Annotated in this window: 13 protein-coding genes and 1 pseudogene; 10 read left to right on the top strand and 4 right to left on the bottom strand. The window is 73.5% G+C overall.

The features are described from left to right. The first annotated feature begins 78 nt into the window (after positions 1 to 78). Both ACK4UM_RS07870 and ACK4UM_RS07865 read left to right on the top strand, forming a co-directional pair. On the top strand, positions 79 to 420 hold the full coding sequence (locus tag ACK4UM_RS07870) for a helix-turn-helix domain-containing protein (RefSeq protein WP_409797531.1): 342 nt from the start codon (positions 79 to 81) through the stop codon (positions 418 to 420). After that, positions 410 to 1,684 (top strand): type II toxin-antitoxin system HipA family toxin, encoded by a 1,275-nt coding sequence (locus ACK4UM_RS07865; RefSeq protein ID WP_409797529.1) that lies wholly within the window; start codon positions 410 to 412, stop codon positions 1,682 to 1,684. The genes ACK4UM_RS07870 and ACK4UM_RS07865 overlap by 11 nt, the downstream gene beginning before the upstream one ends. 10 nt (positions 1,685 to 1,694) lie before the next feature. Here the strand turns inward: ACK4UM_RS07865 and ACK4UM_RS07860 are convergent, their stop codons facing one another. Beyond that, positions 1,695 to 2,693, bottom strand: coding sequence for a 2-hydroxyacid dehydrogenase (locus tag ACK4UM_RS07860; protein WP_409797527.1), 999 nt, complete (start codon positions 2,691 to 2,693; stop codon positions 1,695 to 1,697). A gap of 167 nt (positions 2,694 to 2,860) precedes the next feature. Here ACK4UM_RS07860 and ACK4UM_RS07855 point away from each other — a divergent pair, with 167 nt between their 5' ends. From ACK4UM_RS07855 to ACK4UM_RS07840, 4 genes are all read left to right on the top strand, one after another. Continuing rightward, on the top strand, positions 2,861 to 3,439 hold the full coding sequence (locus ACK4UM_RS07855) for an SH3 domain-containing protein (RefSeq protein ID WP_409797525.1): 579 nt from the start codon (positions 2,861 to 2,863) through the stop codon (positions 3,437 to 3,439). A gap of 64 nt (positions 3,440 to 3,503) precedes the next feature. Continuing rightward, a complete protein-coding gene (locus tag ACK4UM_RS07850; protein WP_409797523.1) occupies positions 3,504 to 7,514 on the top strand; it encodes an EAL domain-containing protein in 4,011 nt (1,336 codons plus the stop codon). A gap of 79 nt (positions 7,515 to 7,593) precedes the next feature. After that, the gene (locus ACK4UM_RS07845; protein WP_409797521.1) at positions 7,594 to 7,821 is read left to right on the top strand and encodes a hypothetical protein; all 228 of its coding nucleotides are present in this window, start codon (positions 7,594 to 7,596) and stop codon (positions 7,819 to 7,821) included. A gap of 62 nt (positions 7,822 to 7,883) precedes the next feature. Next, positions 7,884 to 8,609 carry a hypothetical protein gene (locus tag ACK4UM_RS07840; protein ID WP_409797519.1) on the top strand — a complete coding sequence of 242 codons (726 nt, stop codon included), beginning with the start codon at positions 7,884 to 7,886 and terminating at the stop codon, positions 8,607 to 8,609. Between the two features lie 39 nt (positions 8,610 to 8,648). Here the strand turns inward: ACK4UM_RS07840 and ACK4UM_RS07835 are convergent. Beyond that, positions 8,649 to 9,182, bottom strand: a pseudogene (locus ACK4UM_RS07835) (gamma-glutamylcyclotransferase); the annotation flags it as partial. A 453-nt stretch (positions 9,183 to 9,635) separates the two neighbouring features. On the opposite strand from ACK4UM_RS07835, the gene ACK4UM_RS07830 reads away from it, so the two are divergent. Beyond that, positions 9,636 to 10,715, top strand: coding sequence for a DUF2125 domain-containing protein (locus ACK4UM_RS07830; RefSeq protein WP_409797517.1), 1,080 nt, complete (start codon positions 9,636 to 9,638; stop codon positions 10,713 to 10,715). 55 nt (positions 10,716 to 10,770) lie between these two features. After that, a complete protein-coding gene (locus tag ACK4UM_RS07825; RefSeq protein WP_409797515.1) occupies positions 10,771 to 11,346 on the top strand; it encodes a hypothetical protein in 576 nt (191 codons plus the stop codon). Here the strand turns inward: ACK4UM_RS07825 and ACK4UM_RS07820 are convergent. Together ACK4UM_RS07820 and ACK4UM_RS07815 are read right to left on the bottom strand one after the other, a co-directional pair. Beyond that, on the bottom strand, positions 11,294 to 11,737 hold the full coding sequence (locus ACK4UM_RS07820) for a fluoride efflux transporter FluC (RefSeq protein ID WP_409797513.1): 444 nt from the start codon (positions 11,735 to 11,737) through the stop codon (positions 11,294 to 11,296). The genes ACK4UM_RS07825 and ACK4UM_RS07820 overlap by 53 nt on opposite strands. A gap of 10 nt (positions 11,738 to 11,747) precedes the next feature. Further along, positions 11,748 to 12,131, bottom strand: a complete 384-nt coding sequence (locus tag ACK4UM_RS07815) for a CrcB family protein (protein WP_409797511.1) — start codon at positions 12,129 to 12,131, stop codon at positions 11,748 to 11,750. 215 nt (positions 12,132 to 12,346) lie between these two features. Here ACK4UM_RS07815 and ACK4UM_RS07810 point away from each other — a divergent pair, with 215 nt between their 5' ends. Further along, a complete protein-coding gene (locus ACK4UM_RS07810) occupies positions 12,347 to 12,736 on the top strand; it encodes a response regulator (RefSeq protein WP_409797509.1) in 390 nt (129 codons plus the stop codon). Beyond that, positions 12,736 to 14,793: a sensor histidine kinase gene (locus ACK4UM_RS07805; RefSeq protein ID WP_409797507.1), complete on the top strand. Its 2,058-nt coding sequence runs from the start codon at positions 12,736 to 12,738 to the stop codon at positions 14,791 to 14,793. The genes ACK4UM_RS07810 and ACK4UM_RS07805 overlap by 1 nt, the downstream gene beginning before the upstream one ends. Positions 14,794 to 14,843: the final 50 nt, after the last annotated feature.

The following is a 14,843-nucleotide window of genomic DNA, read 5'->3' as shown; positions in this document are numbered from 1 at the left end:
CAGGCTTGACGCGGCGCCCTCTATCCGTGATGTTGGATTGAGGCCACTTTCGCGCCGCTCGAGAGGGTTCAAGGCATCATGGCGAACACGAGCCGCATCGTCGAGGCGCCGCCGGCGGCGGTCGAGGACGCGCTGAGGCGGCTCGGCCGGAACATTCGCACCGCACGCCTGCGCAGAAAGCTCAGGATCGAGGATCTCGCAGCGCGCATCGGGACCTCGCGCTACACGGTGGCCGATCTCGAAAAGGGCAAGCCGGGCACTTCGGTCGCGGCGTATTTCGGAGCGCTCTGGGCGCTCGGCCTGCTCGACGCGGCGCACGCGCTCGGCGACCCCGATCGCGACGAGGAGGGCAAGGCCCTCGAGAGCGCGCGCCGACCGCGGAGCGCCCGCCGCGCGAGGGTGCTGGACGATGACTTCTGAGTGCTTCGTCTACATCGTGCTGCCGGGCGCGACCGAGTTCGTGACGGCCGGGCGCTTTCGAGTGTCGGACCCGCGCGACGGCGCGCCCGTCGGAGCGTTCGTCTACGGCCGCCGCTATCTGGCCAGAGCCGACGCGGTCGAGCTCGATCCCGTCGAGCTGCGCCTCGCGGCCGGCTCCTACGAGACGGCGCGCATGGGCGGCTTCTTCGGCGCGATTCGCGATTCCATGCCGGATTATTGGGGTCGTCGCGTGATCGAGAAGCACGGCGGCCGCGGCGAGACCGCCGAATTCCACTATCTGCTCGACGGCCCGGACGACCGGGCCGGCGCTCTCGGGTTCGGCCTCGGGGTCGAGCCGCCGGCCCCGCGACGTCGCTTCAACCGCACCCTCGACCTCCCGCGGCTCCAGGCCGCCGCCGATGCCATCCTCGCCGACGAACCGGCTCGCGCCGGCTCCGCGCGCGATCAGGTGGCGGAGCTTCTGCTGGACGGCACGTCCATGGGCGGCGCCCGCCCGAAAGCGGTGGTCCAGGACGACGATGCCTTGTGGCTCGCCAAGCTCGGCCGCCGCGACGATCGTTGGAACCACCCTCGCGTGGAGCACGCGCTGCTTCTCCTCGCGCGGGAATGCGGGATCGAGGTGGCCGACAGCCGCATCGACACGATCGGCGGACGCGACGTCCTGCTCGTCCGGAGGTTCGACCGCGACTTCGCCGGCTCCGGCTATCATCGACACCGGATGGTCAGCGCGCTCACCCTGCTCCAGGCGGAGGAGAGCCCGACCGCACGCGACCGGTGGTCCTACCTGTCCTTGGCGGACGAGGTTCGCCGGGCGAGCGCCAGCCCGGAGCGCGACCTGCGCGAGCTGTTCGCGCGCATGTGCTTCAACGCCGCCGTCTCGAACCTGGACGACCATCCGCGCAATCACGCCCTCCTCGCGAGAGGTCGGGCCTGGCGCTTGAGCCCGGCCTACGACCTCACGCCGATGCCGACCATCGCGATCGACCGGAGGGACCTCGCCATGGCCTGCGGTCCGCAAGGGCGATTTGCGAACAGGGCCAACATCGTCTCCGGCGCGGGTCGGTTCCTGCTGAGCCGCACGGATGGGCAGGCGATCTTCGACCGGATCGTCGACGTGGTGCGCGGCTCGTGGCATGCCGCGATGCGCCGCGTGGGCGTGAGCGACGCGGACTGTGCCACGATCGCGGGCGCTTTTCTCTACGACGGCTTGTTCTACGAGCCCGGGAGGGGCGCAGGGCCTTAGCCTTGATGCCTCACAACATCGACGGCAGCACCCTGTCCGGCGGGCGGTGGCCGTCCATGAAGGTCTTGATGTTGACGATGACCTTCTCGCCCATGTCGACGCGGCCCTCGTGGGTGGCCGAGCCCATATGCGGCAGGAGCACGACCTTGCCCTGGCGCGCGAGCTTGACGAGGCGCGGGTTCACGGCGGGCTCGTGCTCGAACACGTCGAGCCCCGCGCCGGCGATGGCGCCCTGCTCGATGAGCCGCGCCATGGCGTTCTCGTCGATGATCTCGCCGCGCGCCGTGTTGACGATGATCGCCTCGGGCCGCATCAGCCGCAGATGGCGGGCCGACAGGAGGTGATAGGTCGCGGGCGTGTGCGGGCAATTGACGGACACGATGTCCATGCGCGCGAGCATCTGGTCGAGCGAATCCCAATAGGTCGCTTCGAGCTCCTCCTCCACCGCCGAGGGCACCCGGCGGCGGTTGTGGTAGTGGATCGACAGGCCGAAGGCCTTGGCGCGGCGCGCGAGCGCGGTGCCGATGCGGCCCATGCCGATGATGCCGAGCCGCTTGCCGGTGATGCGGTGGCCGAGCATCCAGGTCGGAGACCAGCCGTCGAAGCGCTCCTCGGGGATCACGCGCGCGCCCTCCGCGACGCGGCGCGCCACCGCGAGGATGAGCGCCATCGTCATGTCGGCGGTGTCCTCGGTGAGGACGCCGGGCGTGTTCGTCACCGTGATGCCGCGCGAGAGCGCCGCGCCGACGTCGATATTGTCGACGCCGTTGCCGAAATTCGCGATGAGCTTCAGGTTCTCGCCGGCCTGGGCGAGGAGCGCCGCGTCGATCTCGTCGGTGATGGTCGGCACGAGCACGTCCGCCTCGCGCACGGCGGCAACGAGGTCGGCCTGGCTCATCGGCGCATCGTCGTGGTTGAGGCGCGTCTCGAAGAGCTCGCGCATCCGCGTCTCGACGACGCCTGGGAGCTTGCGGGTCACGACGACGAGTGGCTTCTTGCGCGTGGGCATCGCAATCCTCGAATCTCGGGCCGGCCCCGATCCCGGCGAGCGGGTATACCGCGCGTTAACCGAGATCCGGCGACAGATTGTGGGCGGGCTCCGCGCACGAGCGCGGCGCCGCACCTGTAGCTTCTCTAACAGAGGCGCAGGCAAACACAATCCGACGGGAGACCACCTTGACGAAGCGCTCGACGCGACTGCGGCTCGCCCCGGGTGCCCTGCCGGCGCGCGCGGCCGCGGCCCCCCTCGCCCTCCTCTTCGGCCTCGCCTTCGCCGCGCAGGCGGCGGCGCAGACGACGGTCGGACCAGAGACGCGCCTGCCGCTGCCGCGCTTCGTGAGCCTCAAGACCGACAAGGTCAATCTGCGCGAGGGCCCCTCGAAGGACCACGCCACCCGCTTCGTCTATGCCCGCTCGGGGCTGCCCGTCGAGGTGATCGCCGAGTTCGACAATTGGCGGCGCGTGCGCGATGCGGACGGCACCGACGGCTGGGTCTGGCATTCGCTCCTGTCGGGCCGGCGCACGGCGATCGTCGCGCCCTGGTATCGCGGCGGCGAGCCGCTCGAGCTGCGCGAGAGCGAGCGCGGCGACGCGCGGATCGTCGCGCGCATCGAGCCGGGGGTCGTCGTGGGCGTGCGCGGTTGCGGCGGCGAGACCTGCCGGGTCGTCGTCGACGGCCCGGGCCGCACCCAGATCAACGGCGTGCTGCCGCAGGACGCGCTGTTCGGGGTTTATCCCGGCGAGCGGTTCGAGTGAGCCGCAACATTTCGTTATCTCTCCTGTGTTAAGTCCGAGCGTCGGCTCAAGAACGCGGGACGCCATGCACCCTCCCCGGGATGCCTCGAGATCCGGATCCGTCGCCGCGACCGCGGGCGCGACCGAGATCGCGCAGGCGCTCGGGGCGAGCCTCGCCGCGCTCGGCATGGGCGAGGCGGCCTTCGCGCTCGTGTGCCGCGAATCGGCGCGCGAGGGGGTGCCGCGCACGATCGCCGCCTCCGCCGATGCGCCCGACGCGATCGCGCGCGATCCGCGTCGGATCGAGCGGGCTCTGCCCGAGACCGCCTGCGTCCTCCACCTGCTCCCCCGCGAGGGCGTCGCCCGCGCCCCGATCGAGGCCGCTCTCGAGGCGGCGCTGCCCGCGATCGCCGCGCTCGCCCGCCTCGCCTCGCACAGCGCCGCCCTCGCCCGCAGCGAGGCGCGCCTCGTCGCCGCCCTCGACGGCCTCCCGCATCCGTTCTGGATCCTCGACCCGAGCCACGCCTACGCCGTCCAGAACCGGCACGACCGCGAGGCCTTTGGCGATCTCGTCGGGCGCACGCTCGCGCAGGTCGACCTCGCCCCCGAGATGGTCGCGCAATGGCAGGAGACGTACGATCGCGTGCTCGCCGGCGAGACCCTGCGGATCGACATGGTCAAGGAGACCGCTTCGGGCACCATCGTCGGCGAGACGGTCATGGCGCCGATCCGCATCGGCGAGGAGGTGGTGGGCCTCGTCGGGCTCTCGATCGACCAGACCGAGCGCGTGCGCGCCGAAGAGGAGCTGCGCCGCAGCGAAGCGCGCCTGCGCGACTTCCTCGCGAGCACGAGCGACTGGCTCTGGGAGACCGATGCCGAGCACCGCTTCACCGCGGTCTATGCCGATGCCGGCCGGCGCGGCGGCGGCTACAAGCACTGGATCGGCCGCACGCGCTGGGACGTCTGGGGCGTCGATTGCGACGCCGACCCCGCCTGGGCGCGGTACCGCCGTCTCGTCGAGGCGCGCGAGCCCCTGCGCGGCCACGTCCTGCCGATCGTCGACGTGGACGGGACGCGCCGCTTCGTCGAGCTGACGGCCCGCCCCATCCACGACGAGGCCGGCGCCTTCGCCGGCTATCGCGGCGCGACGCGGGACGTGACCGATCGCGAGCGCATCGCCGAACGCCTGCGCCGCTCGGACCTCGTCGCGCAGCTGACCCGCAACCCCGTCATCGTCGCGGACGCGCAGGCGCGGATCGTTTGGGTCAATCCCGCCTTCGAGGAGCTGACGGGCTACACGCTCGTCGAGGCGCTCGGCAAGCGGCCGGATGAATTGCTCGACGGCCCCGAGAGCGACCCCGCCACGACGCGCCTCATCCGCGAGGCGCTCGCGCGCGGCGAGGGCGTGCGCACGCAGGTGGTCAACCGGACGAAGGACGGCCGCTCCTATTGCGCCGAGCTCGACCTGCGCCCGATCCTCTCGGATGCGGGACTGGTCGAGGGCTTCGTCGCGGTCGAGACCGACGTCACCGCGCTGCTGGCGGCGCAGGCCCGCATCGCGGCGATCGTCGACAACGTCGCCGCGGGCATCGTACTGCAGGACGAGACCGGCACCGTGATCGACTGCAACGCCGAGGCCGCGCGCCTCCTCGGCCTCACCCGCGAGGAGGCGACCGGGCGCACCTCGGTCGATCCGCGCTGGCGCACGGTCTACGAGGACGGCAGCCCCTGCCCCGGCGACGACCATCCCGGCATGCGGGCGCTGCGCCTGCGCGCGGACGTGCGCGACGCGACGATCGGCGTGCACACGCCCGACGGCAGCTTGCGCTGGCTGCGCGTCAACGCCAAGCTCCTGACCGACCTCGAGGGCAAGACCACGATCCTCTCGAGCTTCACCGACGTCACCGCCGACCGCAACCACAGCCGTTCGCTCGCCGCCGCCAAGGAGGAGACGGAGCGGGCCCTCGCCGAGCTCGACGCCTATCGCGCGGCGCTCGATCGCCACTCGATGGTGGCCGTGCTCGACGCGCGCGGGCGCGTGGCCTACGTCAACGATCTCCTGTGCGCGACGACCGGCCACGATCGCGCGGCGCTCGTCGGGCGCCGGCCGCGCCTCGTCGCCCGCACGAAGCCCCGCGGGACGCTCGCCGACGCCCTGCGCAGCCTCGCACGCGGCGATTCCTGGCGCGGCGAATTGTGCGCGCGGGGCGCGGACGGGACCTGTCTGTGGGTGGACACCACGCTCGTGCCGATGGGCGACGCGAAAGCGGGCAGCCTCGGCGCCCGTGCGGTCGCGATCTGCTACGACATCAGCGAGCGCAAGCGCGCCCAGGCCGCCGTCGAGGCGGAGATGACGCGGCGCGCGGACGCGGAACTCCTCCTGCGCGACGTGCTCGACACCATCCCCGACGCGGTCGCCGCCTTCGACCGGAACGACCGCCTGATCCTCTTCAACGAGGCCTACAAGGACTTCTACGCGAGTTCCGCCCCCGCGATCCGCCTCGGCGCGACCTTCGGCGAGATGCTCCGCTACGGCGTCGAGCGGGGGCAGTATCGCGACGCCGGCGAGACGCCGGAGACGCGCGAGGCGTGGATCGCCGAGCGGCTCGAGGCGCACCGGACCTGCCGCAACGGCCGCCTGATCCAGGAGCTCGACGACGGCCGCTGGCTGCAGGTGCGCGAGCGGCGCTCGCGCTCGGGCAACGTGGTCGGCGTGCGCACCGACATCACCTCCCTGAAGCTCGCCGAGGCCGCGATCAAGCGCAGCGCCGAGCAGGACGCGCTCACCGGCCTCGCCAATCGCCGGGTGCTCCTCGACAGCCTCGAGCGGCGCCTGGCGGGCAAGCGCGCGGAGGACGGCGCGGGCGCGCTCGCGCTCCTCGACCTCGACCATTTCAAGGACGTCAACGACACGCTCGGCCACGACATCGGCGACGAGCTCCTGAAGGGCGTCGCCGATCGGCTGCGCCAGGGCGTGCGCGGGAGCGACGTGGTGGCGCGGCTCGGCGGCGACGAGTTCGCGATCCTGCTGCCCGGGCTCAGCGATCCGCGCATCGCTCAGGGGCACATCGCGGCACTGCATCGGGCGGTGAACGCGGAAATGACGATCGCGGGGCACACGCTGCGCCCCGGCGTCTCGATCGGCGTGACGCTGTTTCCCGCCGACGGCGTGCATGCCGGCGACCTCATCAAGAACGCCGACATCGCGCTCTACCAGGCCAAGGCGCGCGGTCGCAACGGCTGGAGCTTCTTCGACCCCTCGCTGCGCCTGCGCGTCGAGCGGCGCCACGCGCTCGCCGAGGCGCTGCGACGGGCGCTCGCGGAGGAGGACGCGATCGACGTCGCCTTCCAGGCGCAGGTCGAGACCGGCAGCGGGCGGCATGCGGGCTTCGAGGCGCTGGTGCGCTGGAACCTCGACGGCTGCCCCGTCTCGCCGGCGGAATTCGTGCCGCTCGCGGACGAGACCGGGCTCGCGCCCCAGCTCGGCCGCCAGGTGATCGCCCGCGCGCTCGCCCGCATGCGCACGCTCGTCGATGCCGGCCACGAGCCGGGCTACGTCGCCGTCAACGTCTCGGCCGGGCAGCTCAAGGACCCCGCCTTCCCGGAGACCGTCCGCGAGCTCCTCGCGCTCTACCGCCTGCCGCCCGAGCGCCTCGAGATCGAGGTGACCGAGACCGTGCTCCTCGACCGCTCGAGCGACAAGATCGGCGCCACCCTCGCCGCGCTCCACGCCCAGGGGCTCGCCATCGCGCTCGACGATTTCGGCACCGGCTACGCCTCGCTCACCCACCTCAAGCGCTTCCCTGTCGACCGGCTCAAGATCGACCAGAGCTTCGTGCGCGACATCGGGCTCGATCCGGAGGACGCGGTGATCGCGCGCACGATCGTCAACCTCGCCCACTCCCTCGGCATGAGCGTGGTGGCCGAGGGCATCGAGACGCACGACCAGCTCGTCTTCCTGCGGCTGCACGGCTGCGACCTCGCCCAGGGCTACCTGATCCACCGCCCCTCGACCTGCATGGAGAACCTCGTCGCCCATCTCGAGACGACCCGCGCCCCACCCAAGAGGTATTATCGGGGCACGCCGATCGGGTGAGGCGCCGGCGGGGAGGGCCTTGCCTCCCGCCCCGATCCGCTGCATAGAACAAACCAGAAACAGTTCTACGGAGCCGGTCATGGTGGTGCGCAAGCGGGTCTTCGACGAGGCGGAACAGGCGCGGCTCATCGAGAGCCTCGCGCAGGCGCGCAACGCGCTCGTGCGGGCGGCGGAGGCGATGCCGCGGCGCTCGCTCGCGCGGGCGGGGGCGGACCAGATCGTCGCCAATATCGACGAGCTCGCCTTCCTGCTCACCGGGTCGCGCGAGCGCTTCTGGGAACCGCCGCACGCCACGCCGGGCGGGTAGCGCGCCACGAGAACGGGGCGCGAACATCTTGACGCGGGAGACCCGTCTGCCATAATGAACATATGAAGAACGAGCAACCGATTCCCTTCTCCCTCGGCTCCGACGCCCGCGTGCGGGAAGAGCCGCTGCGCGCGGTCGCGGGCCTCGCTTTCGCCCGCACGCTGGGCGCCTGGCGCGGCCGCTCCGGGCGGCGCTACGTGGTCTGCGTCCGGCAGCTCGACGGGGCCGATCGCGGCCGCGCCGATGTCGGGAAAGCCGATCTCGGGGGCGCCGATCCGACGGACGCCGATCTCGCGGACGCGGATCTCGGGGACGCGGTCCTGATCGCGGTCGCCCGCGGGCAGGACGGCGCCGGCCACGTGGTGGCGGTTGCGAGCGCCGGTCGGCTCCTCGCGCGAGGCCGCCGCCGGGCCTGGCTCACGGCGCTCGCGGATCGCGGGGCGGTCGAGCTCCACCTGCACCGGCTCGCCGCGAGCGAGGCCGAGCGGCGCGCCATCGCCGCCGATCTCGCGCCGCGTCGGGAGCGCGCGCGCGAGGCGGCGCGCCGACGCGGCGGCGACGCGCGGGGGATTCGTCAGCGCGGGGCGGATGCGCCGGAGGTTGCAGAGAACGGGTCCACAGAGAATGGGCTAAAAACGAGCGGGCCCACGGGGAGCGGGCCTACTGCGAGCCGGGCGGCGGCAACCGGGCCCACGGCGAGCGGGTCAGAAGCGGGCGGAGCGGTTGCGCGATCCCGCCTCCCGGACCGCGTCGGCGACCGGGTCGAGCCCGTCCTGCGCCGCGCCTGAGAGCGCGAGCGCCTCGGCGGTGGCGCTGCCGCCGGTCTCGGCGAGGGCGCCGGCGAGGCGGGCGAGGCGCGGATCGCTCACGCCGATCTCGACGAGATGGGCATGCGTCGAGATCACGTAATCGGGGTTCGCGCCGGAGACGCCGACGCCCTGGCGGACGAGACGCAGGAGCTCGTCCTCGTCGAGGCGCCCGGCATATTGCAGATGCGCGCGGTCGACCACGTAGGCGAGCGCGTGGACGGTGCGCCCGTCGGCGAGCCGCGCCTCGAGCCGCCGCTCGTGGTAGACGCTCGTCGCCTGTTCGCGAGCGCGCAGATAGGCGATCGTGTCGGCGGCGATCGCCGCCTCGACGCGGAAGGCGATGCCGCGGCAGGAGCCGCCGCGATCGAGCCCGAGCACGAGGCCCGGCCGGTCCGGCGTGCCGCGATGGACGTGGGAATAGACGCACAAGGCGCGGTGATAGCCCCGCACCCGCGCGGGCTGCCGCTCGACGAAGGCGAAGCCGGGGCGCCACATCAGGGAGCCGTAGCCGAATACCCAGAGATCGTCGCTACCCCAATCCGCGATCCGCATGCCCCCTCGCGCTCCGCTCTCGTCGCATGTCGACGCCCCCTCGCGACGAGCCGCGCCCGACGGTCCCGCCGCTCCGCGCCTCCCCGCGCTCCGCGCTCGCCGCGCTGCGCGATCCCGCCGGTCGCGCGCCGCGCGTCAAGGCGTCGCCGCTCGTGCGTCGCGCACGGCCCGCGTCGCCCGCCGCCCCTCGCCTTCCGCCACAGGCGCGCCAATTTGCCGAGGCACGATTATGCCGCTAGACCATCGTCCCACCGCGTCGATGCCGGGCGGTGGAACACGGGTGCTCGACGGCGAAGACCCGAGGCGCGCGACCCGACCGCATCGGTTCGGGGAGCGCTCCGGAGCATCGCCGCCGCGCGGCGGCGAAGCGACGAAACGACCCGTCCGGCGGGCCGGTTCGGTCGGCGGGGCTCCTAACAGGTTTCGCGCGGGGCAGCAACGGAGCGACGAGCGATGGCGGAAGACGGCGGGACGGGGGACGAGGGGCGCACGCGCCCCAGCGGACGGGGCAGCGGACGGGCTTGGCGGATCGCGCCCTTCGCGCTCGTCGCCCTCGTGACGATCGGCTGGTCGATCGGCTGGGTGCTCGTGCGCGACCGCGTCGTCACGGAGATGGACCGCGCGCTCGGCGTCGAGGCGACGCTCGGCCGCGAATGGACCTGCGCGGATCGCCGCGTCGGCGGCTTTCCCTTCCGGATCGACATTTCCTGCGCGAGCCTCGGCGTCGCCGACGCGCGGGGGACCGCGATCGAGCTCGGCCCCACCCGCGCCGTCGCGCAGATCTACAACCCGCGCCACGTCATCGTGCAATCGGCCGGGCCCGTGCGCGCGCAGGGCGGCGACGGGCGGCTCGAAGGGGAATGGCAGAGCCTCGAAGCCTCGATCCGCGATCTCGGCCGCGGCACCGAGCAGCTCGCCCTCGTCGCGAGCGGCACGCGCCTCGTGGCCGAGACATCGCAGAGCCCCGTCGGACCGGTCGAGGCGCGCGCCGACCGCGTCGAGCTCTACGCCCGCCCGATGCCCGGCAGCACGAACGGGACGGTCGACGTCGTCCTGCGCGCCGACGGGCTCGACGCGCCGGCGCTCGCCGAGGCGCTCGCCTTGACGAGCCCGGCCGCGATCGAGCTGCAGCTGCGCGCGCACGGCGTGCGGGCCGCGAGCGGATCGAGCCTCTTCGACTATCTGGAGACGTGGCGCGGCCTCGGCGGCTCGGTCGATGTGGAGGTGCTCGAACTCGATGCAGGCGGGACGCGGGTGCGCACGACGGGGACGATCGCCCTCGACGAGGAGCGCCGGCCGCTCGGCCAGATCGAGGCGAGCGCGCGCGGTCTCGGGCCCGCCGCGGCACGGCTCGTCGGCGACAATCCGGGCTTTGCCGGCGCCGCCCTCGTCGCCGCGCTCGGCGGGGCCGCGGCGCCTGACGCGCAGGCCGAGGCGCCCCTCACGCCGCTCCCCCCGGTCCGCCTCCAGGACGGGCGGGTCTTCGTCGGGCCGGTGGCGCTGCCGGGCATCGCCCTGCGCCCGCTCTATTGAGCGTGGCCGCGCGCGCATGGCACGCTCGCGCCCGACGCCTCGACGGGAGACCACGATGAGACGCCTCTTCCTCGCCGCCGCGACGCTGCTCGTCGTCGGCGCCGCGTTCGCCTCGCCCGCCCCCGCAGGCACTCCCGAGCCGATCGCCCCCGAGCCCATCGCCCCAGAGCCGATCGCCGCTCCCGAGCCCGAGATCGGCTGGGTGGAGGCGGCGCTCGCGCGCGGGGCGGCTCTGATGCCGGAGGATATCGGCTGGTGGACGGACGCCGCGATCGCGGGGATGGGCATCGGCACGACGGTCGGCACCGCGGCCTATGCCTGCGGCGCGATCGCCTCGCCCGGTGGGCCGCTCGTCGCGGGGCTCGCGACGGGCGCCTGCGCGGGTCTCGGCAGTCTCGGCGGGACCGAGCTCGTGCGCTCGGGCTATGCCTGGTTCGGCGCGAGCCCGGACGAGGACGCGCTCGCCACGGGCCGCTTCGTCGGCACGCTCGCCGGCACCGCGCTGGCGCTCGGCGTCGGCGATTTGGGCGAGGGCGCGCGCTGGGCGCTCCTCGCGCGCCGCGCGACCGAGCGCGCCCTCACGAGGCTGCGTCCCGCCCCCGCTCCCGCCGCGACGGCGGCCGCGCGTTGAGCGCCTCCCCCGCGCGCGTGCCGAACCAGGCGGCGGCGAGCCAGCCGAGGATCGAGCCGCCGACATAGAGGCCCGCCCGCACCCCCTCCCCCGCCGCGACGAGGAGGATCGTCTCGAGCCCGAAGATCGAGAACGTGGTGAAGCCGCCGCAGAAGCCGGCGAGGAGGAGATTGCGCACGTCCGCGCTCGCCGCGAACCGTCCGCCCGGCGCCGTCGTCGCCGCGGCGAGGCCGATCAGGAACGAGCCGACCACGTTCACCGCGAGCGTCGCGAAGGGGAAGCCCGGACCGAGCGTCGCGAGGTGGAGCCAGGCGACGCCTGCGCGCGCGAGCGATCCGAGGCCGGCGCCGAGCCCCACCATCGCCAGCTCCCGCAAGGCCGGCGGGCGCACCGCCCCCATCTCAGACGAGCCCGCCGAGGAGGAATCCCGCCGCCGCGGCCGCGAGCCCGAGACCGAGCGTCGCGACGACGTTCAGGGCCGCGCGGGCGCGATCGCCGGCCCGCGCCAGGGCGAGCGTCTGCAACGCGAAGGAGGAGACCGTCGTGTAGCTGCCGAGGAAGCCCACGGCGACGACCGCCGCCACGAGGCCGCCGCTCCCGCCGAGCCCGTGCGCGCCCGCGAACAGGCCGAGCGCGGCGGCGCCCGATACGTTGACGAGGAGCGTCCCCAACGGGAAGCCCTCCCCCCACCGCGCCGCGACCGCGCTCGCGACCCACACGCGCGCCATTCCCCCGAGCGCCCCGGCGCAGAGGATGGCGATGGCGGCGAGTGCGATGGTCGTCACGGATCGGCTCCATCGGGCGCGCGAATCCGCCCGCTCCGCGCGAGCGTAGTGCATCGCAACGCCGCCGACGACATCGGCGAGCGCGAAAAGCGGAACCAATTCGCATTCAGGCGCGTTCATACTCGCCGAGAGTATGAACCGCGGCCGTATTCGAAGCCCGCGCCGCTCCGCCTCTCGGACGGTTCGGCCTGTCGTGCTGGCCGAGACGAGAGCGGATGACGGGGGTCGGTCTCTTGCGCGCGTTGATCATCGAGGACGAAGTCCTGATCGCGTTCATGATCGAGGACGCGTTGCGGGAACTCGGCTATAGCGTCTTCGCGACCGCCGCGACGTTCTCCGAGGCCGTTTCGGTCGGCGGGCGGTTCGAGCCCGATCTCATCACCGCCGACGCGCGCCTCGCCGAGGGCTGCGGCATCGACGCCGCGCTCGAACTCTGCCGCGAGAAGAAGATTCCGATTGTCTTCGTCACCGGGAACGGCGAGAAGGTGCGCGCGCGCCTCCGCGATCCGATCGTCGTGGAGAAGCCGTTCAGTGCCGAAGCCTTCGCCCGCGCCGTTTCGGAAGCGGTCGCGCGCCCCGGCGTCTTTCCGCTGCGGGCCTCCTGATGCCGATCTTCGCCCGCCTCCTCCTGATCGTCCTCGTCGCGCTCCTGCCCGGCCTCGCGGTCGCCGTCCACGGCCAATGGACCGTGCGCGAGCTGCGCGAGGCGGAAGTCTACGATTCCGCGGCGCGCCTCGGCGCGAGCGTCGCCGGGGAGCTGCGCCAGATCGTCGAGGGCGTCGAGCGCCTCGCGATCACCCTCGCCCGCGTGCCGGCGGTCGCGAGCGCGGTGTCGAGCCCGCAGGCCGACGCCACCGCCTGCACGCGCGTCCTCGCCGAACTCGCCGGCAATTACCCCGTCGGCATCGGCCTCGCGGTCGCCGCCCGGGACGGCACGATCGTCTGCTCGGAGGCGCCGATGCCCGAAGGCGTGCGCGTGACGGGCGACCATCACGCGCGCGCGATGGCGACGGGACGCTTCGCTCTCGGCGGCTACGGTCGCGCGCCGAGCGGGGCGACGTTCCTCACCGCCGCCTACCCGCTGACGCGCGCCTCCGGGGGAGAGCCGATCGGCTCCGTCCTCGTGGGCATCCGGCTCGACTGGCTCGCCGAGCGGCTCTCGAGCCGCTTCGCCGACGACGACACGGTCGTCTCCGTCGCCGATCGCAACTTCGTCTATCTCCTGCGCGTGCCGGGGCCGGGCACGGTCGTGGGGCAGGAGGCGAGCGCCGCGCAGCGGGCCTTCGCGACCCTCGCCGAGCAGGGCGCCATCGAGGGCGTCGACCAGGAGGGCGTGCGGCGGATCGGCGCGATCAACGGCCTCGCCTTCGGCGAGCCGGGCGCCGGATTCGACGTCTATATCGGCACGGGCGTCCGGCGCGACCGGGTGATGGCGCCGATCGACGCCGCCGACCGGCAGGCGCTCGTCCTCCTCGTCGGCAGCATCGGCCTCGCGCTCGGGGCGGCGTGGTGGGGCGGGCGGCGCTTCGTCGGCGCGCCGGTCGCCGCGCTGGAGACCGCCGCGCGACGCTGGCGCGCGGGCGATTACGCGGCGCGCGTCGGGGGCGGGATCGCCCGCACGGACGAGTTCGGCCGCCTGCGCGACGCCTTCGACGGGATGGCCGCCGAGATCGAGGCGCGCAGCCTCGCGCTCGCCGCGAGCGAGGAGCGCTTCCGCACCCTCTCCGAGCTCGTGCCGTCGATCGTCTGGCTCGCGCGGCCGGACGGCACCTTCGAATACGCCAACGAGCGCTTCTTCGCCTTCACCGGCACGCGATCGCCGATCGCGCCGGGCGACATCGCCGCGCTGCTGCACCCGCAGGACCGCGAGCTCACCGTCGCCGCCTGGCGCGCGGCGATCGCGGGGCGGACGCCCTACGAGGGGCAGTTCCGTTTCCGCCGCGCGGACGGGGAATACGAGTGGTTCCTCGCGCGCGCCGAGCCCGTCTTCGACGGCGAGGGCCGCCTGACCGGCTGGTTCGGCGCGAGCACCAACATCCAGAGCCTCAAGGACGCGGAAGGGCACCGCACGGTGCTGATCGCGGAGCTGAACCACCGGGTGAAGAACACGCTCGCCACGATCCAGGGCATCGCCCAGCAGAGCCTGCGCGGGGACGACGTCGCGGCTGCGCGCCGCGTCTTCGAAGGGCGCCTCCTCGCGCTCTCCCGCGCGCACGACGTGGTCACCCGCGGCTTCTGGTCGGCGGCGCCGCTGGGCGAGATCGTCGGCGCGGCCGTCGAGCCTTTCGGCGGCGGCGCGGGCGGAGCCTTCGCGATCGAAGGGCCGGACCGGCTGCTCGCCCCGCGCACGGCGCTCGGCCTGTCGCTCGCGCTGCACGAGCTCGCCACGAACGCCATCCGGCACGGGTCGCTCTCCGCGCCCGGCGGCCGGGTCCGGATCGCCTGGTGGAGCGAGGGGGCGCATCTGCGGGTCGAATGGCGCGAGGAGGGCGGCCCGCCCGTCAGCGAGCCGACGCGCCGGGGTTTCGGCCTTCGGCTCATCGCGAGCGAGCTCTCCCGCGACGTCGCCGACGTGCGCCTCGATTTCGCGCGCGAGGGTCTCGTCTGCACCTTCCGCCTCCCGGCCTGCGACGACGTCCCCGAGCGCGCGCTCGCGGTGTAGGGCGGCGCTTTTCCCGCCCGTTTCCGAGGGCGACGCGACGACCGTGCCCG

The organism is Salinarimonas sp. (genome assembly GCF_046292825.1).
Lineage (GTDB): Bacteria > Pseudomonadota > Alphaproteobacteria > Rhizobiales > Beijerinckiaceae > Salinarimonas.
The sequence above is the reverse complement of the archived record's forward strand: the minus strand, read 5'-3'. Positions and strand labels throughout refer to the sequence as shown.